The organism is Micromonospora sp. NPDC047527 (genome assembly GCF_040643015.1).
GTDB lineage: Bacteria > Actinomycetota > Actinomycetes > Mycobacteriales > Micromonosporaceae > Micromonospora.
In genome coordinates this window covers 373,350-394,941 of record NZ_JBEYTK010000005.1, presented here as the reverse complement: position 1 = coordinate 394,941, position 21,592 = coordinate 373,350, and the positions used below count along the sequence as shown (strand labels likewise).

Below are 21,592 nucleotides of genomic sequence, written 5' to 3'. Positions count from 1 at the left end.
GAAGCTTGGAGCCCGCACCCCGATGACCGGCCGGGCCTGCGGGTGAGTGGCGGTGGCGCGCAGGCCGCCTGACAAGTAGCGTTGCTACGCATGAAGGCCCAGTCGCTGCACGGCCACCTCGACGCCCTTCTGCTCGCCGTTCTCGAACAGGGTGCGCTGCACGGCTACGCGATCATCGAGTCGCTGCGTGCACGCAGTGACGGCAGTCTCGATCTGCCCACCGGCACCATCTATCCGGCGCTGCGCCGGTTGGAGCGCGCCGGGCATGTGGCGAGCACCTGGAGCACTGTCAACGGGCGGGAGCGGCGCACGTACCAGCTCACCGACTCCGGCCGCCGGGCGCTGGCCGGGGAGCGGGCCGGGTGGCAGGAGTTCCGCGTGACGGTCGGCAGGTTCCTCGACCCCGGCACCCCGCCCACCACCCCGGCCTGAACGCATCGAGCCACGGGTCAGCGGGCGACGGCGGCACGCAGCCAGCCGCGCGCCGCGCGGGTCAGCGAGAAGTACGCCGCGCCGGCCAGCACCAGCCCGATGATCATCGGCGGCCAGGTCAGTGCGGCGTCCCACCGGTCGAGCGACCAGGCGAACAGGGCGCCACCGGACAGCATGCCGAGCACCAGCGTGCCGGTCAGACCGGCACCCACCGCCCGCTGCGCGGCCGCCAGACCCGGTCGCGGCGACCGGGCGCTCGCCGCCACCACCAGCAGACCGGCCACCGCGAGCAGCAGCGCGCCCATCCAGATCCAGTCGACGGAGGTGGACAGCAGACGATAGGCGGCCGGCGGGGGCGGCGCGCCGTCACTCCAACTCGACCCGCGCCAGGTCAGGTCGCCGGCCACCACCGCCACCCCGGCCACGGCCAGCATCCGCAGGGAGAGCCCGCGCAGGGCCGCCACCGCCAGTTCGGCCTGCCAGGAGGGGAGCAGCTGCGCCGGTGAGCCGAACTCGATCACCGCTCGCCGCTGCGCCTCCGTGGGCGGCACCCCGTCTTCGCGGTACGCGTCGACGACGTCCAGCAGGTCGTGTCGCGCCTCGGTCAGCAGGTCGGACTTCAGCCGCGCCGGCCCGTGCAATCGGGAGGCCAACTCCCGCAGGTGTTCCTCCACCAGGACGTCCTCAGCGCGTGGCATGACAACCACCCTGCCACGGACGGCAACGTCCTCACGTCGGGGAGAACCCTGGTCCGTCCCCGAGCCGGCTCAGGGGGCGAGCGCCAGATATCCGCGCTCGGCCGCCGCCTGGAGCAGCCACTGGTCCCGGTACCAGCCGGGGGAGGCGACGAGTTCGGCGTGTCGGCCGCGTTGGATCACCCGGCCGCCGTCCAGGACGACGATCTCGTCCAGCTCGGCCAGCCCGCTGAGCCGGTGGCTGATCAGCAGCACCGAGTGCCCGGCGGGGGTGGCGGCGAGGGCGGAGGCGAGCACCGAGTCCGCGGCGGCCGGGTCCAGCCCTTCGGTGGGTTCGTCGAGCACCAGCACCGGGGGCGCGGCGAGCAGGGCCCGGGCGAGTGCGAGCCGCTGCCGCTGGCCGCCGGAGAGTTGACCACCCTCCTCGCCGACGAGGGTGTCCCAGCCGGCCGGCTGGGCGCGTACCCAGTCGAGCAGGCCGGCGGCGGCGGTCGCCGCGGCCAGCTCGTCGTCGCTCGCACCGGCCCGACCGAGCAGCAGGTTCTCCCGCACTGTGGCGTGGAAGACGTACGCCTCGGCGAGCAGCCCACCGACCGTGCGGGGCAGGTCCTCCTCGGCGTACGTGGACAGGTCGCGGCCGGCCAGGGTGACGCGGCCGGAGGTGGGCCGGACCGCGCCGGTCAGCACGGCGGCCAGGGTGCTCTTGCCGGCGCCGCTCGGGCCGACGACCGCGATCCGCCGGCCGGCCGGCAGGTCCAGGCTCAGCCGGTCCAGCGCGGGTGCGGCACCGGCCCGGTACCGCACGGTCAGGTCGGTGAACCGCAGCTCGTGCGGGACGTCGCGGGCGGCGCCGCCATCCGCCTCGACGGGCTCGGGAGCCGGCGTCTCGGCGTCGAGCAGGGTGGCCACCCGGGCCAGGCCGGGCCGCAGTTGGGTCCACTGCCGGGCCGCCGCGACCAGGGCCAGCGCCACCTCGACGGCGGCCAGTGAGCCGACGGCCAGCACGCCGATCAGTACCCCGCGCACGTCGGCGGCGAGCGCGACGAGCACCACGGCGGCGGCCGTCAACCCGGCGGTCAGCACCCCGGCCGCGTCCACCGCGAACCCGGTGGCGGCCAGCCGGCGTTCCAGCCGGGCCAGCCGGCCGGCCCGGTGCTCGGCGGCGCGCAGCGCGGCGTCGGTCGCGCCGAACGCGGCCAGGTCGGCGGCACCGTGGGTGAGGTCGACCGCGTCGGTGGCCAGCGCACCACGCAGTGGGGCCACCTCTGCCGCGCTGCGTCGGGTGACCGCCGTGGCCAGCGCGGGCAGCGCCACCCCGGCGACGAGCAGGCCGATGGCGAGCACCCCGGCGGCCGGCGGCGAGATCAGCGCCGCGCCACCCACGGCCAGCACACCGACCAGGGCCGCCGCCGCACCGGGCACCAGCACCCGCAGCAGCAGGTCCTGGACCGCCTCGACGTCGGAGACCAGTCGACTCAGGACGTCCCCGGAGCGGTGGCCGGTGGTGCGGCGGGCCGCGAGGGTGGCGAAGACCCGGGCCCGGACGTCGGTGATCATGCGGAGGACGGCGTCGTGCCCAGCGAGCCGTTCGGTGTAGCGGAACACGCCACGGCTGATCGCCAGCGCTCGGACCGCCACGATCGCCACGGTGAGCCGGTCCAGCGGAGGCTGGCCGGCGGCGCTCATCAGCAGCCAGGTCGCCGTGGCCATCAGCGCGAGCCCGGCGAACTCCGTGGTGGCGGCGAGCAACCCCGCGCCGACCAGCCGGTTCAGGTACGGGCGGGCCAGCCGCAGCACCGCCCGCTCGGCGGCGATCCGCCCGGCCGGGGCCGCGTCGGCGGGGGCCGGCTCGATCGCCGGTGGCACTGGTGCCGCGCTCATCGGGCCACCTTCGGCGTCAGCTCGGTGACCTGGCCGTCCTCGATGCGCAGGATCCGGTCGGCGTCGGCCAGCAGCGCCGGCCGGTGTGCGACCAGCAGCGCGGTCCGCCCGGAGACCAGCCGGCGGGTGGTGTCGAGAACCACCGTCTCGGCGGCCGTGTCCAGTCGCGCGGTGGGTTCGTCGAGCAGCACCAGCGGGGCGTCCCGCAGGAACGCCCGGGCCAGGGCGACACGTTGCCGCTGCCCGCTGGAGAGCCCGTGCCCGCGCTCGCCGAGCAGCGTGTCAAGCCCGTCCGGCAGGCCGGCCACCACGTCGTCCAGGGCCGCGTCGTGCACCGCCGAGGCGAGCGCCTCCGGTGGGGTGTCCGGCGCGCCGAGCCGGATGTTGTCGGCCAGCGAGGCGGCGAAGAGGTGGGCTCGCTGCGGCACCCAGGCGACCTGTCGACGCCACGCGTCCGGGTCGGCGGTGGCGAGGTCGACGCCGTCCACGGTGACCCGGCCGCTGGTCGGTGTCACGAAGCCGAGCAGCAGGCCGAGCAGGGTGCTCTTGCCGGCGCCGCTGGGCCCGATGATGGCGATCCGCTCGCCGGGCCGGATGGTCAGGGTCACGTCGCGCAGCGCCGTGGTCCGCTCGTACGCCACGGTCACCGCCTCGAACCGGATCTCGCCTCGCCCGTGCGGGGTGGTTGCGCCCTCGCTGGCGCGGGGGGCCGCGGGGGCGGCCGAGACGGTGAGCGCCTCGTCCAGCGCGGTGAGCCCCTCCATGCTGGCGTGGAAACGGCTGCCGGCCGCCCGCAGTGGCAGGTACGCCTCCGGGGTGAGCAGCAGGATCAGCAGCGCGGTCTGCAGTGCGAGCCCGCCGCCGAGCAGTCGGATGCCGACCGGCACCGCCACCAGAGCCACCGACAGGGTGGCGACCAGCTCCAGCACCAGAGCGGAGAGGAACGCGATCCGCAGCGTCTTCATGGTGGCGACCCGGTGCCCGTCCGCCATCCGGCGCACCACCTCGGTCTGCGCCCGCGCCCGGCCGAACGCCCGCAGGGTGGGCAGCCCGGCGACCATGTCCAGGAAGTGCCCGCCGAGCAGGGAGAGCCGCCGCCACTGCCGTTCGGCGGCGGCCTGCGCCTGCCAGCCGAGCAGCGCGCCGAAGATCGGGATCAGCGGCAGGGTCAGCGCGATGATCAGCGCCGAACTCCAGTCCGCGAAGACGACCCGGGCCAGCACCGCCACGGGCACCGTGACGCTGAGCACCAGCTGCGGCAGGTACCCGGTGAAGTACGCGTCCAGCGCGTCCAGCCCGCGGCCGGCCAGGGTGGCGAGCTGACCGGCCCGCTGACCGGCCACCCACCCCGGCCCGTGCCGGCCCACGGCCTGGAACAGGTCGGCCCGCAGCGTGGCCTTGACCGTGGCGGCGACCCGCGCGGAGACCGTGCCCTGTGCCCAGACCAGCGCCGAACGGGCGGCGACCGCGACCACGAACCCCGCCAGCGCCGGCCGGTTCAGCCGCCCGTCGAAGGCGGTGGCCAGCACCGCCGCCAGCGCGGTGGCCTGCGCGATGATCAACCCGGCGGCGAGCACGCCGAGGAGGGCGAGCACGGCGAGGTCGCGCCGGGCCGCAGGGACCCGACGCAGCAGACGCGGGTCGAAGGGACGACGGTTCACCAGTACACCGGTGCCCTGCCGTCGGTCCGTCCCCGGAAAACCCACCAGCACATCGCCTGGAAGCCTAGTAGGGCCGGCAGCAGCGGCAGCGCCACCCAGCCGAGCAGCCGCAACGTCGGTGTGCTCGCGGCGGCGTCGGCCACCGTCAGCGAGGCATTCGGGTCGGCCGTGGACACCAGCACGTAGGGCCAGAGCGCCGCACCCACCAGCACCACCGGCAGCGCCAGGGCCGCGCCGGTGGCGACCAGGGCCCACCCCGGCCGCCGCCGCGCCAGCGCCGCGCGGGCCGCCAGCAGCGCCCCCACCAGCAACACCGGCAGGAGTACGCCCACCGCCGGCCGCTGCACGGTGTCGCGTACCCGAGCGGAGAGCAGGCCCACGACGGTGGCCAGGGCGATCGCGGACAGTGCCACCGGCACCAGCCGGCGGGCGGTGCGGCCGACCACGGCGGCGTCGGCCACCGGCAGTCGCAGGGTGAGGAACGTCGCACCGTGCACCGCGACGAGGGCGACCATGGCCAGCCCGGCGGCGGCGGCGAACGGGGTGGCCAGGTGGGACACTCCGGCGACGTGCCCGTCGGCCTGGCGGGGTACGCCCTGGAGCAGGGCGGCCAGCAGCACGCCCCAGCCCAGCGCGGCGAGCGTGCTGCCGACGATCACGACCCGGTCCCAGCGGGCGCGGGTCCGCTGGTCGCCCGGTCGGCTGCGCAGTTGCACCCCGGCGGTGACCAGGACGACCCCGACCAGCGCGCCGGCGACGGCCGGATAGCAGCCGGCGAGCAGCTCGCCCTCCAGCAGCGGGAACGCGCCGAACAGGATGCCGACGGCGGCGACCAGCCAGACCTCGTTGCCGAGGAAGAACGGGCCGAGGGCGTTGAGTGCGCCGCGCCGACCGGCGGGCCCGATGCCGCGGGCCAGCAGCAGACCGACGCCGTAGTCGTAGCCGGCGAGCACCAGATAGGTGGCGAAGAAGAGGCCGAGCAGGGCGTACCAGGCGAGGGCCACGGTGATCTCCTCAGACGAGGGTGGGCTCGGGGTGGGCCGGCTCGTCGGTCGGCGCCGGTGGGCGGCCGAGAGCCGGGTCGGCCGCGCCGCGCGCCGCGTGCCGGGCGAGCAGCACCCAGTTGGTGACAGCGAGGGTGCCCAGCAGCAGGCTGAAGCCGATCAACGAGGCGAGCATGATGGGCGCGCCGACCGGGGAGACCGCCTGCTCGGTGGGGAGCAGCCCGTACGCCACCCAGGGCTGGCGGCCGACCTCCCGGGCGATCCAGCCGAGGATCACCGCGACGAACGGCAGCGGCAGGGCGAGCAGGATCAGCCAGAGCGGGAAGCGCAGCCGGATGATCCAGTCCTTGAAGAGCAGGGGGAGTAGGAGCCAGACGCAGCCGAGGGTCAAGCCGATCAGGATCATGAAGCCCAGCCCGACATTGGCCAGCACGGGCGGGGTGTAGTCGCCGGGACCGAACCGCGCGGTCCAGTCGGCGATCAGCGCCTGCGCCCCGGGACCCTGGCCGAACTTGGTCGGCTGCACGTCGCCGACCGGGCCGAACTGGGCGAAGCCGAAGCCCTGCACCAGCGTGATCGCCAGCGCCGAGGTGACCAGGCCGATCCGCAGCGAGGTGCGGAAGAGCAGGAAGTCGGGGGTGCGCCGGATCAGGTGCCAGGCGCTCACGGCCGCCATCAGCATCCCGCCGACCAGCAGCGCGGCGGACACCACGTGCCCGAACGCCATGCCGAGGCTGGGGTTGGTGAGCAGCGCGCCGAAGTCGGTGAGGTGGGCGATCCCGTCGCGGACCTCGTAGCCGACCGGGTTCTGGAGCCAGGAGTTGGCCACCATGATCCAGAACGCCGAGGCGTACGCGGTGAGCGCCACGCCCCAGAGCAGCGCGAGGTGGACACCCTTGCGGAGCCGGTGCCAGCCGAAGATCCACATCCCGAGGAACGTGGACTCCAGGAAGAACGCCACAAGCGTCTCGATGGCCAGCGGAGCGCCGAAGACGTTGCCGACGTAGCGCGACAGCCCACTCCAGTTCAGCCCGAACTGGAACTCCATCACGATGCCGGTGGCGATGCCGAGCACGTAATTGATCACGTAGAGCTGACCCCAGTAGCGGGTGAGCCGCTCCCACCTCGGGTTGCCGGTGAGCACCCAGGCGGTCTGCACCCCGACCAGCAGGGTGACCAGCCCGAGCGTGACGACCACGAACAGGAAGTGGATCGAGGTGGTGGTGGCGAACTGCAGGCGGGCGATGAGCAGCGTGTCCATGGCCAGCTCCGGTAGATAGGCTCCCTTGATATAGCAACCATACACGTAGCCTCGCTACGTATTGGCCCGCGATCTTGCGCTCTCTGCCCGGGAAAAGGGTGCAAAAAGGCCGTAGCGGCGACCGGAAGTGCAAGATCGCCGACGAGGGCGGCGCGGGGTCAGCTCAGGAAGAGGCTGATCGGGAGGGCTACCAGGGTGGTGGCGACCGCCAGGGCGATGGCGCCCAGCACCCGGGGCGGCTGGTCGCTGATCAGGAGGCGTTGCATCCGTACGTCCAGGTCCCGATCGCCCATGCCCAGCGCGCCGGCCGGTGTGATCCGGTGGCCGGCGGCGGCGAACCGGCGCAGCGCACCCGCCAGGGGCGCCTCGGCGTGCAGCTCGCGCGCCTTGTCGTCAGCGCGCATCTCGACCAGCAGGGCGACCCGCTCGTGCGCGTCACGCACCCAGCCGAACCACGGCAACGCGCGGCACAGCGCGGTGAACGGCAGCAGCACCAGGTCGTGCCGTTCGTTGGCGTGCGCGCGTTCGTGGCTGAGCACCGCCGCCAGCTCGGCCCGGTCCAGCAGGCTGAGCGTGCCGGCGCTGACCACCACCTGTGGCCGGACACCTGGCAGGCAGTACGCGGCGGCACTCGGGTGATCCAGCACGAGCGCGCCGGGCGCGGCCGGGTCGTTGCGGGCTACCAGGGTGAGCAGGTCCCGGTGCCGGCGCTGGGCGAGGACGGCGCCGTGAATGCTGCGCACAGTCGTGCCGAGTAGCACCGCCCCGATGCCGATGCCGAAGCCGACCCCGACCCCGGCGAGGTGGAACGCGGTCTCGCCGGCCGGCAGGGTGCCGTGGACGAGGTCGCTGGTCAGGGCGAGCAGTGCGCGCCCGGTCGGCAGGTCGTACGCGGACAGACCGAGCGCCATCGGTAGACCCATCGCGGAGAGGCCCAACGCCAACCCGACGGCCTGCCAACAGATGATCGCCACCCGAGGGCTGCGCCACGTCCAGGTGGAGCGGGCCAGCACCTGAGCGGTCAGATAGCAGGCCAGCATGGTGGCGGCGAAGTGCGCGGCGTAGGCCATGACGCGCTACCGCTCCGCTGCCTCGCCGGCCGGTCGCCGGTCGGTCGGCCCGTCCACCCGGTCCGTCAGTTCCGCATCCGCCCCGCCCGTGGAGGCGGGCCCGGTCAGGCCGGCCTCGCTGCCGAGGGCAGCCCGCAGCACCTCTGCCTCGGTGCCGGTCACCGAGCGGGCGAAGCGCACCAGTGCCGCGTCCCGGCTGCCGCCCAGGTCGAGGGCGTCGAGCATGAGCTGGGCGATGTGCGCCTCACGGCTGGCCGCGGGCCGGTAGCGCCAGGCGCGACCCTCCCGCTCCCGCTGCACCATGCCCTTGCCGGCGAGCCGGTCCAGCACGGTCATCACCGTGGTGTACGCCAGTTCGCGGCCTTCGAGCGCGTCGGCCACCTCGCGCACGGTCACACCGTCCGACGTGCCCGGGACCACGTCCCACAGCACGTCCATCACCGCACGCTCAAGATCGCCCAACCGAGTCACGCCACAATCCTACCCCCGGTAGTAGATCAAGCCTGACCGCCCGGAGTGGGCGGGCTCCCCCGGAAAACCAACAGGCCGCGACCGATCACACCCCCTTGGGATGCCACACCGTCTTCGTCTCCAACAGGGCGGTCATCCGGGTCAGGCCCGGGTCGGCGGACCAGTCCTGCTCGGCCAGCGCCGGCCGGAGCACCCGCTTGAGGTTCTCCGCCGCCTTGACCTCCAGGTCGGTGGCGAGCGAGGGGTCGCTCACCCCGGTCAGGTCGATCGCGTTGACGTCCATGTGCGCCGCCAGCGTCGGCGCGGTCTCGGTGATCGCGCCGGTGAGAATGTTGACCACCCCGCCGGGCAGGTCGGAGGTGGCCAGCACCTCGGCCAGCGTCACCGCCGCGAGGGGCTCGGTCGCCGACGCTGCCACCACCACCGTGTTGCCGGTGACGATCGCCGGGGCGATCACACTGACCAGGCCGAGCAGCGCCGGGCGTTCCGGGGCGACCACCGCGACCACGCCGGTCGGCTCGGGAGCGGAGATGTTGAAGTACGGGCCGGCGACCGGGTTGGTGCCGCCGTACACCTGGGCGAGTTTGTCGGCCCAGCCGGCGTACCAGACCCAGCGGTCCACCGCGGCGTCCACCTCGTCGCCGGGCACGCCGAGGGCGACGAACTGCTCGCGGCGGCCCTCCAGCATCTCGGCGGCCCGGTAGAGGATCTGACCCCGGTTGTACGCGGTCGCGCCGGCCCAGCCCTTCACGGCGGCGCGGGCGGCGACCACCGCGTCTCGGGCGTCCTTGCGGGAGGCCAGTGACACATTCGAGGACTGCACGAGATACGACCGTCCCGACTCGCTGCGCGGGAACTTCCCGCCGATGAAGAGCTTGTACGTCTTGCGTACCGCGACCCGCTCAGACATTGAGGTATCCCTCCAGCCCGTGCCGGCCGCCCTCGCGACCGTAGCCCGACTCCTTGTAGCCACCGAACGGCGAGGTGGGGTCGAACTTGTTGAACGTGTTGGCCCAGACCACCCCGGCGCGCAGCCGGTCGGCCATCCACAGGATCCGGGAGCCCTTGTCGGTCCAGATCCCGGCCGACAGCCCGTACGGCGTGTTGTTAGCCTTCTCGACGGCCTCGGCCGGCGTGCGGAAGGTGAGCACCGACAGCACCGGGCCGAAGATCTCCTCGCGGGCGATCCGGTGCGCCTGGGTGACGCCGGTGAAGATGGTGGGCGCGAACCAGAAGCCCCGCTCGGGCAGCTCGCACGGCGGCGACCAGCGCTCGGCGCCCTCGGCCGAGCCGGCGTCGGACAGCTCGCGGATCCGTTCCAACTGGGCGGCGGAGTTGATCGCGCCGACGTCGGTGTTCTTGTCCAGGGGGTCACCGACCCGGAGCAGAGCCATCCGTCGCTTCAGCGACTCCAGCACGCGGTCGGCCACGTTCTCCTGGACCAGCAGTCGAGAGCCGGCGCAGCAGACGTGCCCCTGGTTGAAGAAGATGCCGTTGACGATGCCCTCGACGGCCTGGTCGATGGGGGCGTCGTCGAAGACGATGTTGGCGGCCTTGCCGCCCAGCTCAAGGGTGAGCTTCTTGCGGGTGCCGGCGATGGATCGGGCGATGGCGCGACCGACCTCGGTGGAGCCGGTGAACGCGACCTTGTCCACGTCGGGGTGCTCGACCAGTGCGCGGCCGGTGTCGCCGGCGCCGGTGACGATGTTGACCACACCGGCCGGCAGGTCGGCCTGCTGGCAGATCTCGGCGAAGAGCAGCGCGGTCAGCGGGGTGGTCTCGGCGGGCTTCAGGACCACCGTGTTGCCCGCCGCGAGGGCCGGGGCGATCTTCCAGGCCAGCATGAGCAGCGGGAAGTTCCACGGGATGACCTGCGCGGCCACACCGAGCGGCTGCGGGTTCGCGCCGAAGCCCGCGTGCGGAAGCTTGTCGGCCCAGCCCGCGTAGTAGAAAAAGTGCGCGGCGACCAGCGGCAGGTCGACGTCGCGGGACTCCCGGATCGGCTTGCCGTTGTCGAGTGACTCCAGCACGGCCAGCTCGCGGGAGCGCTCCTGGATGAGGCGGGCGATCCGGAACAGGTACTTCGCCCGGTCCCGGCCCGGCATCGGACCCCAGACCTTGTCGTACGCCTTCCGCGCGGCGCGCACCGCACGCTCCACGTCCGCCGCGCCGGCCTCGGCGATCTCGGCCAGCACTTCCTCGGAGGCGGGGTTGATCGACTTGAAGCTGCCGCCGTCGGTGGGGTCGACGAACTTGCCGTCGATGAACAGCCCGTACGAGGGCTTGAGGTCCACCACCGAGCGGGACTCGGGGGCGGGTGCGTATTCGAACATCGGCTCTCAGTCCAGGGTGAAGTAGTCGGGACCGGAGTAGGTGCCGGTCGTCAGCTTGGTGCGCTGCATCAGCAGGTCGTTGAGCAGGCTGGACGCGCCGAAGCGGAACCAGTCCGGGTCGAGCCAGTCGGCGCCAACGGTCTCGTTGACCATCACCAGGTACTTGATCGCGTCCTTGGTGTTCTTGATGCCGCCGGCCGGTTTCACGCCGACCTGCCGCCCGGTCGCCGCGCGGAAGTCACGGACAGCTTCCAGCATCACCAGGGTCACCGGCAGCGTCGCCGCGACCGGGACCTTGCCGGTGGAGGTCTTGATGAAGTCGCCGCCGGCCAGCATCGCCAGCCAGGAGGCACGGCGCACGTTGTCGTAGGTGGCCAGCTCGCCGGTCTCCAGGATCACCTTGAGGTGGGCGTCCCCGCAGGCGTCCTTGGTGGCCACGATCTCGTCGTAGACCTCCTTGTACCGACCGGCCAGGAACGCACCCCGGTTGATCACCATGTCGATCTCGTCAGCGCCGGCCGCGACGGCGGCCCGGGTGTCGGCCAGCTTGATCTCCAGCGGCGCCTGGCCCGACGGGAAGGCGGTCGCCACGCTCGCCAGGTGCACAATGCCAAGTCCGGCCGGCGCGGCGCCGCCCGCATGTCCCGGTCCGCCGGATGGCCGCCCGGACCCGGCACCGGACCCGCGCAGCACCTCGGCGACGTACGGGACCATGGCCGGGTAGACGCAGACCGCGCCGACGTGCGGGCAGGACGGGTCGGCCGGGTCGGGGCGCAGCGCCTTCGCGGCCAGCGCGCGAACCTTGCCCGGAGTGTCCGCCCCTTCCAGGGTGGTCAGGTCGACCATCCGGATCGCCAGGTCGATCGCCTGCGCCTTGGCGGTGGTCTTGATGGAGCGGGTGCCGAGCTGTGCCGCCCGCTGCTCAGCGCCGACCTGGTCCACGCCGGGCAGGCCGTGCAGGAAGGTCCGCAGAGCGGTCTCGGATCGTCCCAGCTCGGAGAGGTCCGACCGGGCCGACGTCGTTGTCGCCGTCATGCCCCGAAGTCTACGCACGGAACGACTGCGTGATCTTGCTCACGTCGGTCGGGCTGGGCGGCTCAGGTGAGCGGCGTCGCTGGTCCGACCGCACCCGCACCACCGGGCCGGCCCGCCCGGTAGGTTGAGCGATCGTGGACGTACACGTCATTGACCACCCGCTGGCCCAGTCTCGGCTGACCGCCATGCGGGACGCGCGCACCGATTCCTCGACGTTCCGGGCGGCGCTGCACGAACTGACCACCATGCTGGTGTACGAGGCGGCGCGCTCCTTCCCCGTCGAGCGGTACCCGGTGCAGACGCCGGTCACCGGCACGGTCGGCACCCGGCTGGCGAACCCGCCGCTGCTGGTGCCGGTGCTGCGGGCCGGCCTGGGCATGGCGGACGCCGCGCTCGGCCTGCTGCCCGAGTCGTCGATGGGCTTCGTCGGCCTGGCCCGCGACGAGGAGACCTACGAGCCGCGCGCCTACATGGAGTCGCTGCCCCGGGAGTTGGCCGGCCTGCCGGTGCTGGTCCTCGACCCGATGCTCGCGACCGGCGGTTCGTTGGAGCACTGCTGCCGGCTGCTGGCCGACCGCGGCTGCACCGACATCACCGTGCTCTGCGTGCTCGCCGCGCCGGTCGGCATCGAGCGACTGGAACGCTCCGGCCTGCCGTTGCGCCTGGTCACGGCCTCGATCGACGAGGGGCTCAACGACAACATGTTCATCGTCCCCGGGCTCGGCGACGCCGGTGACCGTCAGTTCGGTGGCATGCCCCGGTTCTGAGGCGTTACCCGGTTGGTGCCCCCTCCGGCGGGTCCGTGCGCGGTGGTGCACGGACCCGCTACCGTCTCCGGCCATGACTGGTGTTGCGCTCGCCGAGGAGTTGCTGCTCCTCGCCTACGACGACACGACCGGCAAGGCGACCATGCCGCGGATCAGCCTGGACCTCGGCATGGCCGCGGCGGTGCTGGTCGAGCTGGCCCTGGCCGGGCGGCTCGCGTACGCCGACGGGTCCCTGACCGTGGTCGACCCGACGCCCACCGGCGAGCCGGTCGCCGACGAGGTGCTCGGCCGGATAGCGGCCGACACTCCGCACACCCCGGCCTCCTGGGTGCAGCGCCTGCGGCACGGCCTGCGCGACCGCATCCTCGGTGACCTGTGCCGGCAGGGCGTGGTGCGGGACGTCGACGAGACCGAGTTGGGCTTCATCCACGTGCACCGCTACCCGGTGGTGGACACCTCCGTCGAGGCCGACACCCGTCAGCGGCTGACCGGCGCGCTGACCGGCTCGGTGGCGCCGGACGAGCGGACCGCCGCGCTGGCCACCCTGGTCGTGGTGCTGCGGATGGAGGCGGCGCTGGGGATGAGCGGCGCTGCCGCCGCCGACGCCCGCCGGCGGCTGGAGGAGATCGCCACGGGCGCCGGGTTCTCCGGCGAGGTGAGCATCGACGGCTCGGTGGTCCGCCCGTCGGTGGGCCTGGTCGTGGCCGCCCTGGGACGGGCCGTCGACCAGGCGCTCGGCCCCCGCCGCTGACGTCCGGAAGGGCTAGACGCCGAGGGCGGCGGCGATCTCGGCGCGGAGCTGCGCGACCGCCGTGCCCGCGCGGGCGCGTGCGGCGGCCACCTCGCCGTCGGGCACCGGCTCCACCACCTCCAGGTACGCCTTGAGCTTCGGCTCGGTCCCGGACGGGCGGATCACCACCCGGGCCGTCCCGGTACGCAGGATCACCACATCCGACTCCGGAAGCAGGTCCCGGACGCTGTCGACCTGCTGCCCGAGCAGGGTGGTGGGGGTGGCCGCCCGGATTCGGGCCATCGCGTCGGCGATCACCCGCAGGTCGTCCACCCGGACGGAGAGCTGGTCGGTGTGGTGCACGCCGAACTCGGCGGCCAACTCGTCCAGCCGGTCGGCCAGCGTGCGGCCCTGCGCCTTGAGGCCGGCGGCCAACTCGGCCACGGTCAGCGCGGCGGTGATGCCGTCCTTGTCCCGGACGTGCTCGGGGGCGACGCAGTAGCCGAGCGCCTCCTCGTAGCCGAAGACCAGGGGCGCGCTCCCGCCGCCGGCCCGGACGATCCACTTGAAGCCGGTCAGCGTCTCGTCGTAGGGCAGGCCCCGCGCCGCGCACATCGCCCGCAGCAGCGACGACGACACGATGGTGGTGGCGTAGAGCCCGGTCACCCCACGGCGCATCAGGTGGTCGGCCAGCAGCACGCCCACCTCGTCGCCGCGCAGCATCCGCCAGCCACCGGCGCTCTCCCGGACCACCACCGCGCAGCGGTCCGCGTCCGGGTCGTTGGCGATGGCCAGGTCCGCGCCGGTGGAGTCGGCCAGCGCGATGAGCCGGTCCACGGCCCCCGGCTCCTCCGGGTTGGGGAACGACACGGTGGGGAACGCCGGGTCCGGCTCGGCCTGGTCGGGCACCACACCGGGGACCGGGAAACCCGCGCTGGCGAAGGCGGCGGTGAGCACCGCCGCGCCCACCCCGTGCAGCGGCGTGTACGCCACCGTCAGGTCGCGGGGCCCGTCCGGGTCGATCACCGCGGTGGCCCGCTCGACGTACGAGGCGGCCAGGTCGTCACCGAGCACCTGCCCGGGTGGGCCCAGCGGCACCTGGGTCAGCGGGCCGACCGATCGGATGGCCGCCTCGATGCCGGCGTCGGCCGGCGGCACGATCTGTGCGCCGGCACCCAGCGCACCGCCCAGCTCCGCGCCGAGGTAGACCTTGTAGCCGTTGTCCTGCGGCGGGTTGTGGCTGGCCGTGACCATCACGCCGGCCACCGCGCCGAGCTGGCGCACCGCGTACGCGAGCACGGGGGTGGGCAGCGGGCGGGGCAGCACCAGGGCCGGTCGGCCGGCGCCGGTGGCAACCTGGGCGGTGCGCTCGGCGAACTGCCGGGAGCCGTGCCGGGCGTCGTACCCGATCACCAGCGGGCCGGTGCCACCCTGGGCCGCGAGCCAGCCGACCAGCCCGGCGGCGGCCTGGGTGACCACGGCGAGGTTCATGCCGTTCGGGCCGGCGCGCAGCGGGCCGCGTAGGCCGGCGGTGCCGAAGGTCAGCGGCCCGGCGAACCGGTCGGCCAGCTCCGGCGCGCTCGCCGGCAGTCCGTCGAGCACCGCCGTCAGCTCGTCCCGGCTGGCCGGGTCGGGGTCGTCGGCCAGCCAGCGTCGGGCTTGCTCGCGAATGTCGTCGATCTCAGAGGTGTCCGCCGCCATGCCCCTTGATAGCACGGCGGCGGATCACCGCTGTCGGTTCCCTCCGGCTCAGCCGTTCCCGGTGAGCTGGAACGTCCGCACCATCTCGTCGAAGATCGGCTTGCTCTCGGCGAACTTGGCGTCGATCGAGGTGAGGTAGAACGAGTACGCCTTGCCGTCCTGCGCGACGCCACGCCAGACGCCGTGCCGCATGGCGTCACCCTCGCCGCACGTGTATTCGAACTCGGCGGCCGGCTTGCTGGCCAGCTCGGTCTCCGTGGAGGAGACCTGGTTGTACGGCTTGACGCAGGAGGTGCTCTTGGTCTTGAGGCCGTTCTCGGCCGTCTCGGCCCACCGGGTGGAGCTGCTGGACCACTTCTCGGTGATGATCCGCACCTTGCGGCCGCTGTCCTCCGGGTCGATGTAGTCGGTGTACGAGCCGCCGGTGGCCTTCTTCCAGCCCTTGGGCACCATGACCTGGATGCCCCGCGCGGTGTGCTCCTGCATCTCGACCGCCGGGCCCGCCGCGGCGGACGGGGTGGGCTGCGCCTGGGGGGTGGTCGGCGCGGGGTCGTCGCCGCCCGAGAGCGCCAGCACGCCGAGCAGCAGCACCACGGCCAACCCGCCGGCCGCGGCGAGCTGCACCTTGCGCGGCCAGCCCTTGATGGTGCTGACCAGTTGGCCCCCGGTGGCGCGGACCTTGCCCAGGGCGCCGCCGCTCGCCGCGGTGGACGGCGTCGTCCAGGGCTGACCGGTGCCGGGCACCGACCACTGGTTGCCGCCGCCGTAGGTGCCACCGACGCGCTGGGTGGCCTCCGACCCGCCGTACCGGACCTGCTGGGTCGCATCGGCTCGGCTGCCGTAGGTGACCCGCTGGGTGGCGTCCGGGTGTGCGCCCGCGTCCACCCGCTGGGTGGCGTCCGCGCTGCCGCCGTAGGTGCGGCCGCTGCCGGGTCGGCCGCCGGCGGGCATCGCGCCGGTGGGCGTGTGCAGCGGGCCGGCGAGCGCGTCGGCGCTGGTCTCGTCGAGCCCGGCGGCGGCCGGGGCCCCGGCGGGCTCGGGCCGCTCGCCCCGGCGCAACGCGGCGAGTCGGTCGGTCAGCGACTCGTTCGGCGCGAGCATGGCCGGGCCGCCGATCTGGCTGTCCGGCTTCGCCTCCGGCTGGGGCGGCGGGAGGACGGGCACCGGGCGCTGCTGCACCGGCACCACGGCGTACGGGTCGGTGACCGAGTGCACCGCGGTCGCGGTGCTGCCCAGCGGGCCGGCGAGCAGCTCGCGGAGCATGGCCCGGGAGGTGTGCACGTCCAGCCGGCGGGCCGGGTCCTTCTCCAGCAGGCCCATCAGCACCCGGGTCAGCGGGCCGCTGCGCTGCGGCGGGGCCGGCGGGTCCTCGACCACGGCGTGCATGGTCTCGATCGGGTCGCCCTTGTCGAACGGGGGACGCCCCTCGACCGCCGTGTAGAGCGTCACGCCCAGCGAGAACAGGTCGCTCGGCGGGCCGAACTCCTGGCCCATGGCCCGCTCGGGCGAGATGAAGTGCGGCGAGCCGAGCACCATGCCGGGCGTGGTGAGCTGCACGTCGGTGGGCATCCGGGCGACACCGAAGTCGGTCAGCACGCAGCGCCCGTCGGTGCAGATCAGCACGTTTGCCGGCTTGACGTCGCGGTGCAGCACGCCGATCGCGTGCGCGACCTCCAACGCGCCGAGCAGCGCGATGCCGATCTTGGCGACGGCGCGGGGCGCCACCGGCCCGTCCTCGATGACCATGTCGGCGAGGCTGCGGGCGTCCAGCAGCTCCATCACGATCCACGGGCGACCGGCCTCGGTGACCACGTCGTACACCTGCACCACGGCGGGGTGCTGGATGGCGGCGGCGGCGCGGGCCTCGCGCAGGGTGCGTTCGTACATGGCGTCGCGGTCGCTGGGGGCCAGCCCTGGGGGAAGGACCACCTCCTTCACCGCCACGTCCCGGCGCAGCAGGGTGTCTGTGGCGCGCCACACCGTACCCATGCCGCCGTTGCCCACCGCGGACCGCAGCGAGTACCGGTCACCGATGGTGGTGCCGGGCGCCGCTCGTCCGCTGGCGGGACTTACCTGTCCGCCGCTCCACGTCGGGATCTGAGTCACAGAAAAGCCACCGGGGGAAATCGAGGGGGCTGGGACACAACCCCCCTATCTTGCTGGTTCCGACGCCCGATGCGAAAGCCGACGCGGCGGACGTTTACCGAAGTCGACGGATCGTGCCCAACCGTTCACCTCCCGTCGACCGGTCGGGACACAGTGTGCGGTATCCCTCACCCGATCGGACGCCAACGCGCCATACCATCCGGGGATGAGTGAGCGGCGGTCAAGCGAGTCCGGTTTTCCGATCAACGGCGTCTACACGGCGGCCGAGCTCCCGGAGGACCTGGACTCCCGGCTGGGCGCCCCGGGCGAGTTCCCGTACACCCGGGGGGTCTATCCCACGATGTACACGTCCCGTCCGTGGACCATGCGCCAGTATGCCGGCTTCGGCACCGCCACCGAGTCCAACGCGCGCTACCACCAACTGTTGCGGGCCGGCACGATGGGCCTCTCGGTCGCCTTCGACCTGCCGACGCAGATGGGCTACGACTCGGACGACCCGATCGCGCACGGCGAGGTCGGCAAGGTCGGCGTGGCAATCGACTCCATCGAGGACATGCGGCTGCTCTTCGCCGACATCCCGCTGGACAAGGTGTCCACCTCCATGACGATCAACGCGCCCGGCTCGGTGTTGCTGCTGCTCTACCAGCTCGTCGCCGAGGAGAACGGCGTGCCGGGCGCGGCCCTCAACGGCACCATCCAGAACGACATCCTCAAGGAGTACATCGCCCGGGGGACGTACATCTACCCGCCGAAGCCGTCGCTGCGCCTGGTGGCAGACACGTTCGCGTACTGCCGCAAGGAGGTGCCGAAGTGGAACACGATCTCCATCTCCGGCTACCACATGGCCGAGGCCGGCGCGACGCCCGCGCAGGAGATCGCGTTCACCCTGGCCAACGGCGTGGAGTACGTCCGGGCGGCGCTGGCCGCCGGGCTGGCCGTGGACGACTTCGCGCCCCGGCTGTCGTTCTTCTTCGTGGCCCGCACGACGCTGCTGGAGGAGGTGGCGAAGTTCCGCGCCGCCCGGCGGATCTGGGCCCGGCTGATGCGTGACGACTTCGGCGCCAAGGATCCGAAGTCGATGATGCTGCGCTTCCACACGCAGACCGCCGGCGTGCAGCTCACCGCCCAGCAGCCGGAGGTGAACCTCGTCCGGGTGGCGGTGCAGGGGCTGGCCGCGGTGCTCGGCGGCACCCAGTCGCTGCACACCAACAGCTTCGACGAGGCGATCGCCCTGCCCACCGAGAAGGCCGCCCGGCTCGCGCTGCGTACCCAGCAGGTGCTGGCGTACGAGACGGACCTGACCGCCACGGTGGACCCGTTCGCCGGCTCGTACGTGGTGGAGGCGATGACGGCCGAGATCGAGGCCGCCGCCGTCGAGCTGATGGAGCGGGTGGCCGACCACGGCTCGGCCGTGGACGCGATCGAGGCCGGGTTCCAGAAGCGGGAGATCGAGCAGTCCGCGTACCGGATCGCCCAGGAGATCGACTCCAGCGAGCGCGTGGTGGTGGGGCTCAACCGGTTCACCGTGGACGAGGAGGAGCCGTACGAGCCGCTGCGGGTCGACCCGACGATCGAGGCGACGCAGGCTGACCGGCTGGCCCGGTTGCGCGCCGAGCGGGACGCCGACGCGGTGGCGCGTGCCCTCGCCGAGCTGCGGGCAGCCGCCGAGGGCTCGGACAACGTGCTCTACCCGATGAAGGATGCGCTGCGGGCACGGGCCACGGTGGGCGAGGTGTGCGGGACGCTGCGTGAGGTGTGGGGGCTGTACCGGCCCACCGACCGGTTCTGACCGTCTCCTGACCGACGGCCCCGGGGTGTGCCGACCCGGGTTCGCGGGTACGCCGACCCTGCACCGTGACGCACATGGTGTGCGGTCAGGGCGCACCATCGCGTGTGAGCGTCCTTATCCGGCCGTTGCGGAGTGTGGTCGGCTAATTGTCGGAGTGTCAGTTCATCACCCTGACTAATGCGACAATTCGCGGCAAGGGCGTGCGAGTGGTGCCGCGACTCGCAACCACTGGTTTTGGTTACGCGTTGTAGGAGGTGAGGTGGCGGATGACGGCCTTCGACCGTGATCTACCTGCTGTCTCGCACATCTCCGAGCGTCCTCAGCAGGGCATACGTGACGCTGCGCGGTCTGATCATCACCGTAACGAGGTTGCGCAGCGTCACCGTCGGAGGTCTAGGCTGTCTGCTGTCCCCGATGATCCATCCATCTCCAGTAATCGAGATTTCGACGTGACGAGTGCGTTGACGCTGCCCACCGGCGGCCAGCTGGCGTCGTCCTGGCCGGACGCGCCGCCCGGGTCCCAGCCGCTGCCCCGCGACCTGGACCACCTCCTCGCCCTACGGGTACCGGGGCTCATCGCCACGCGCCGTCACATTCACTCGCACCCCGAGCTGTCCGGCACGGAGTTCGAGACGGCCGCCCTGATCGCCCGGGAGCTCTCCCTGGCGGGCCTGCACCCTCGGCTGCTGCCCAAGGGCAACGGGGTGATCTGCGACATCAACGGTCGCCCCGACGGGCCGGTCGTCGCGCTGCGCGCCGACATCGACGCCCTGCCGCTCGACGACTCCAAGGACGTGCCGTACCGCTCCACCGTGGAGGGCGTCTGCCACGCCTGCGGCCACGACGTGCACACCACGATCATGCTCGGCGTCGGCATGCTGCTGGCGCAGCTCGCCGACCTCGGCGAGCTGGACGGCCGGGTCCGGCTCATCTTCCAGCCGGCGGAGGAGATCCTGCCCTGCGGCTCGCTGGAGGTCATCGAGGCCGGTGGCCTGGAAGACGTGGTGCAGATCTTCGCGCTGCACTGCGACCCGAACCTGCCGGTGGGCCAGGTCGGCCTGCGCGTCGGCCCGATCACCGCGGCCGCCGACAACGTCACCGTCCGGCTCACCGGGCCGGGCGGCCACACCGCCCGCCCGCACCTGACCGTCGACCTGGTCGACGCGCTCGGCCGGCTGATCACCGAGGTGCCCGCCCTGGTCAGCCGCCGGGTGCCGGCCAACAGCGGGCTGCTGCTGGTCTTCGGCCACGCGTCGGCCGGCACCCGTTACAACGTCATCCCCTCCGAGGCGTGCGCCTCGGGCACCCTGCGGGTGATGGACCGTGACACCTGGGAGCAGGCTCCCAAGATCGTGGCTCAGGTGGTGCGGGACGTGATCGCCCCGACCGGTGCCACGGTCGATCTGGAATACCTACGCGGCCGGCCGCCGGTGAGCAACGACTCCCGGGCGATCCAGGTGTTGACCGCCGCCACCGCCGCCGCGCTCGGCCCGGAAGGGGTGGCCGAGACACCGCAGAGCATGGGCGGCGAGGACTTCTCCTGGTACCTGGAGTACGTCCCCGGCGCCCTCGCCCGCCTCGGCGTGGGCCGTTCCGGCCCCAACATCGACCTGCACCGCGCGTCCTTCGACGTGGACGAGCGGGCCATTCCGGCCGGCGTACGCGTCATGGTGCAGACCGCGCTGCGGGCACTGGTGGCGGCGCGCTGACCGGAGCGGTCAGGGCCGGGGTCTTCCGCCGCCTGCGCAGCACCAGCAGCAACACCGCCAGCGGTACGCCGAACGCCACCAGCCAGGGCAGCAACGCCCCCAGCACGGTGAGCAGGATGGTCATCGAGGCGACGAACGCCTTCCAGCCACCCTTCAAGCCGACCAGGAAGCCGGTCTCGGTCTTCTCCTCGGTGGCCTTCGCCGCCGGCCCGGCCAGCGAGACGGTGATCGTGGAGAGAGCGGTCAGGTCGGCGAGCCGTCGCTTCTTGGCCTCCAGCGAGGCCAGGTCCGCCTCCCGACGACCCAACTCGTTCTCCAGTGACACCAGGTCGGCGATGGAGGTGGCTTGGGCGAGCAGGCGACGCGCGCTGTCCACGCGTGCCCGCTGACTGGTGATCCGGGCGTCCAGGTCGACTGTCTCCTCGGTGACGTCCTGAGTGTTGATCTCCCGGCTCTGCTGCCGGCCGAGCTTCGCGACCGCCTCCACCACCCCGGCGAACTTCGCCGCCGGCACCCGCAGCTGCAACTCCGCCACCGCGTCCGCCTCGGCGCTGCGCCGCACGTCACCGCCGATGAAGCCGCCGGCCTGGGTGACCATGGCACTGACCTCGCGGGCCGCCGCGTCCACATCGGCCACCTGCACCCGCATCGCTCCGTTGTAGATGATGGCTCGCTGGTCGACCCGCAGGTCCGGAGCACCGGCCCCGGCCGCCCCCGCCGCGTCCGTGCCGCTGTTGTTCTTGTCCGCCGCGCCGCCCTCCGCGACGGCCCGCTCGGGTGCCGAGGCCGCCGAGTCCCGCGCGCCGCTGTCGCCGGCACCGCACCCCGCCAACGCCAGCGTCGCCGTGAGTGCTGTCGCCGTCAGCAGTGCGCCGCGACGCCATCCTGCCCGTCCGTCCATCCCCGCTCCCATCGTTGTCAACCGGTGTGGCGATACGTCGGACGTG

18 protein-coding genes are annotated in these 21,592 nt (G+C 73.0%); 5 read left to right on the top strand and 13 right to left on the bottom strand.

Annotation, left to right across the window (positions count from 1 at the left end; all coding sequences use genetic code 11):
* The first annotated feature begins 90 nt into the window (after positions 1–90).
* The gene (locus ABZ808_RS21515; protein WP_357009217.1) at positions 91–432 is read left to right on the top strand and encodes a helix-turn-helix transcriptional regulator; all 342 of its coding nucleotides are present in this window, start codon (positions 91–93) and stop codon (positions 430–432) included.
* A 17-nt stretch (positions 433–449) separates the two neighbouring features.
* Here ABZ808_RS21515 and ABZ808_RS21510 read toward each other — a convergent pair whose 3' ends face one another.
* From ABZ808_RS21510 to deoC, 10 genes are all read right to left on the bottom strand, one after another.
* Positions 450–1,130 (bottom strand): permease prefix domain 1-containing protein, encoded by a 681-nt coding sequence (locus tag ABZ808_RS21510; protein ID WP_357009214.1) that lies wholly within the window; start codon positions 1,128–1,130, stop codon positions 450–452.
* 69 nt (positions 1,131–1,199) lie between these two features.
* Complete coding sequence (gene cydC / locus ABZ808_RS21505) at positions 1,200–3,008, bottom strand: thiol reductant ABC exporter subunit CydC (protein WP_357009211.1); 1,809 nt, start codon at positions 3,006–3,008, stop codon at positions 1,200–1,202.
* The gene (gene cydD / locus ABZ808_RS21500; RefSeq protein WP_357009208.1) at positions 3,005–4,669 is read right to left on the bottom strand and encodes a thiol reductant ABC exporter subunit CydD; all 1,665 of its coding nucleotides are present in this window, start codon (positions 4,667–4,669) and stop codon (positions 3,005–3,007) included. Before cydD ends, cydC begins: the two co-directional genes overlap by 4 nt.
* Positions 4,666–5,673 carry a cytochrome d ubiquinol oxidase subunit II gene (locus ABZ808_RS21495; protein ID WP_357009205.1) on the bottom strand — a complete coding sequence of 336 codons (1,008 nt, stop codon included), beginning with the start codon at positions 5,671–5,673 and terminating at the stop codon, positions 4,666–4,668. The genes cydD and ABZ808_RS21495 overlap by 4 nt, the downstream gene beginning before the upstream one ends.
* Before the next feature lie 10 nt (positions 5,674–5,683).
* On the bottom strand, positions 5,684–6,934 hold the full coding sequence (locus tag ABZ808_RS21490) for a cytochrome ubiquinol oxidase subunit I (protein ID WP_357009202.1): 1,251 nt from the start codon (positions 6,932–6,934) through the stop codon (positions 5,684–5,686).
* Between the two features lie 158 nt (positions 6,935–7,092).
* The gene (locus tag ABZ808_RS21485) at positions 7,093–8,004 is read right to left on the bottom strand and encodes a M56 family metallopeptidase (protein WP_357009200.1); all 912 of its coding nucleotides are present in this window, start codon (positions 8,002–8,004) and stop codon (positions 7,093–7,095) included.
* 6 nt (positions 8,005–8,010) lie between these two features.
* Positions 8,011–8,475 (bottom strand): BlaI/MecI/CopY family transcriptional regulator, encoded by a 465-nt coding sequence (locus tag ABZ808_RS21480; RefSeq protein ID WP_357009197.1) that lies wholly within the window; start codon positions 8,473–8,475, stop codon positions 8,011–8,013.
* 85 nt (positions 8,476–8,560) lie between these two features.
* Positions 8,561–9,385, bottom strand: coding sequence for an aldehyde dehydrogenase family protein (locus ABZ808_RS21475; protein ID WP_357009194.1), 825 nt, complete (start codon positions 9,383–9,385; stop codon positions 8,561–8,563).
* Positions 9,378–10,808: an aldehyde dehydrogenase family protein gene (locus ABZ808_RS21470; RefSeq protein ID WP_357009190.1), complete on the bottom strand. Its 1,431-nt coding sequence runs from the start codon at positions 10,806–10,808 to the stop codon at positions 9,378–9,380. The genes ABZ808_RS21475 and ABZ808_RS21470 overlap by 8 nt, the downstream gene beginning before the upstream one ends.
* Positions 10,809–10,814: 6 nt before the next feature.
* Entirely contained in the window at positions 10,815–11,843 is a 1,029-nt protein-coding gene (gene deoC, locus ABZ808_RS21465) for a deoxyribose-phosphate aldolase (RefSeq protein ID WP_357009187.1), read from the bottom strand.
* 134 nt (positions 11,844–11,977) lie between these two features.
* Between deoC and upp the strand changes: the two genes are divergently transcribed.
* Positions 11,978–12,610 (top strand): uracil phosphoribosyltransferase, encoded by a 633-nt coding sequence (gene upp / locus ABZ808_RS21460; RefSeq protein WP_357009184.1) that lies wholly within the window; start codon positions 11,978–11,980, stop codon positions 12,608–12,610.
* A 73-nt stretch (positions 12,611–12,683) separates the two neighbouring features.
* Complete coding sequence (locus tag ABZ808_RS21455; RefSeq protein WP_357009181.1) at positions 12,684–13,361, top strand: GPP34 family phosphoprotein; 678 nt, start codon at positions 12,684–12,686, stop codon at positions 13,359–13,361.
* Between the two features lie 12 nt (positions 13,362–13,373).
* Here ABZ808_RS21455 and ABZ808_RS21450 read toward each other — a convergent pair whose 3' ends face one another.
* Positions 13,374–15,041 carry a phospho-sugar mutase gene (locus ABZ808_RS21450; protein ID WP_357009179.1) on the bottom strand — a complete coding sequence of 556 codons (1,668 nt, stop codon included), beginning with the start codon at positions 15,039–15,041 and terminating at the stop codon, positions 13,374–13,376.
* 48 nt (positions 15,042–15,089) lie between these two features.
* On the bottom strand, positions 15,090–17,147 hold the full coding sequence (locus tag ABZ808_RS21445) for a serine/threonine-protein kinase (RefSeq protein WP_357009176.1): 2,058 nt from the start codon (positions 17,145–17,147) through the stop codon (positions 15,090–15,092).
* 205 nt (positions 17,148–17,352) lie between these two features.
* Between ABZ808_RS21445 and ABZ808_RS21440 the strand changes: the two genes are divergently transcribed.
* Both ABZ808_RS21440 and ABZ808_RS21435 read left to right on the top strand, forming a co-directional pair.
* Entirely contained in the window at positions 17,353–18,936 is a 1,584-nt protein-coding gene (locus ABZ808_RS21440; RefSeq protein ID WP_357009173.1) for a methylmalonyl-CoA mutase family protein, read from the top strand.
* A gap of 449 nt (positions 18,937–19,385) precedes the next feature.
* The gene (locus ABZ808_RS21435; RefSeq protein WP_357009170.1) at positions 19,386–20,645 is read left to right on the top strand and encodes an amidohydrolase; all 1,260 of its coding nucleotides are present in this window, start codon (positions 19,386–19,388) and stop codon (positions 20,643–20,645) included.
* On the opposite strand, the gene ABZ808_RS21430 is transcribed toward ABZ808_RS21435, so the two are convergent.
* Positions 20,602–21,567: a DUF4349 domain-containing protein gene (locus ABZ808_RS21430; RefSeq protein WP_357009167.1), complete on the bottom strand. Its 966-nt coding sequence runs from the start codon at positions 21,565–21,567 to the stop codon at positions 20,602–20,604. The genes ABZ808_RS21435 and ABZ808_RS21430 overlap by 44 nt on opposite strands.
* Positions 21,568–21,592 lie beyond the last annotated feature (25 nt).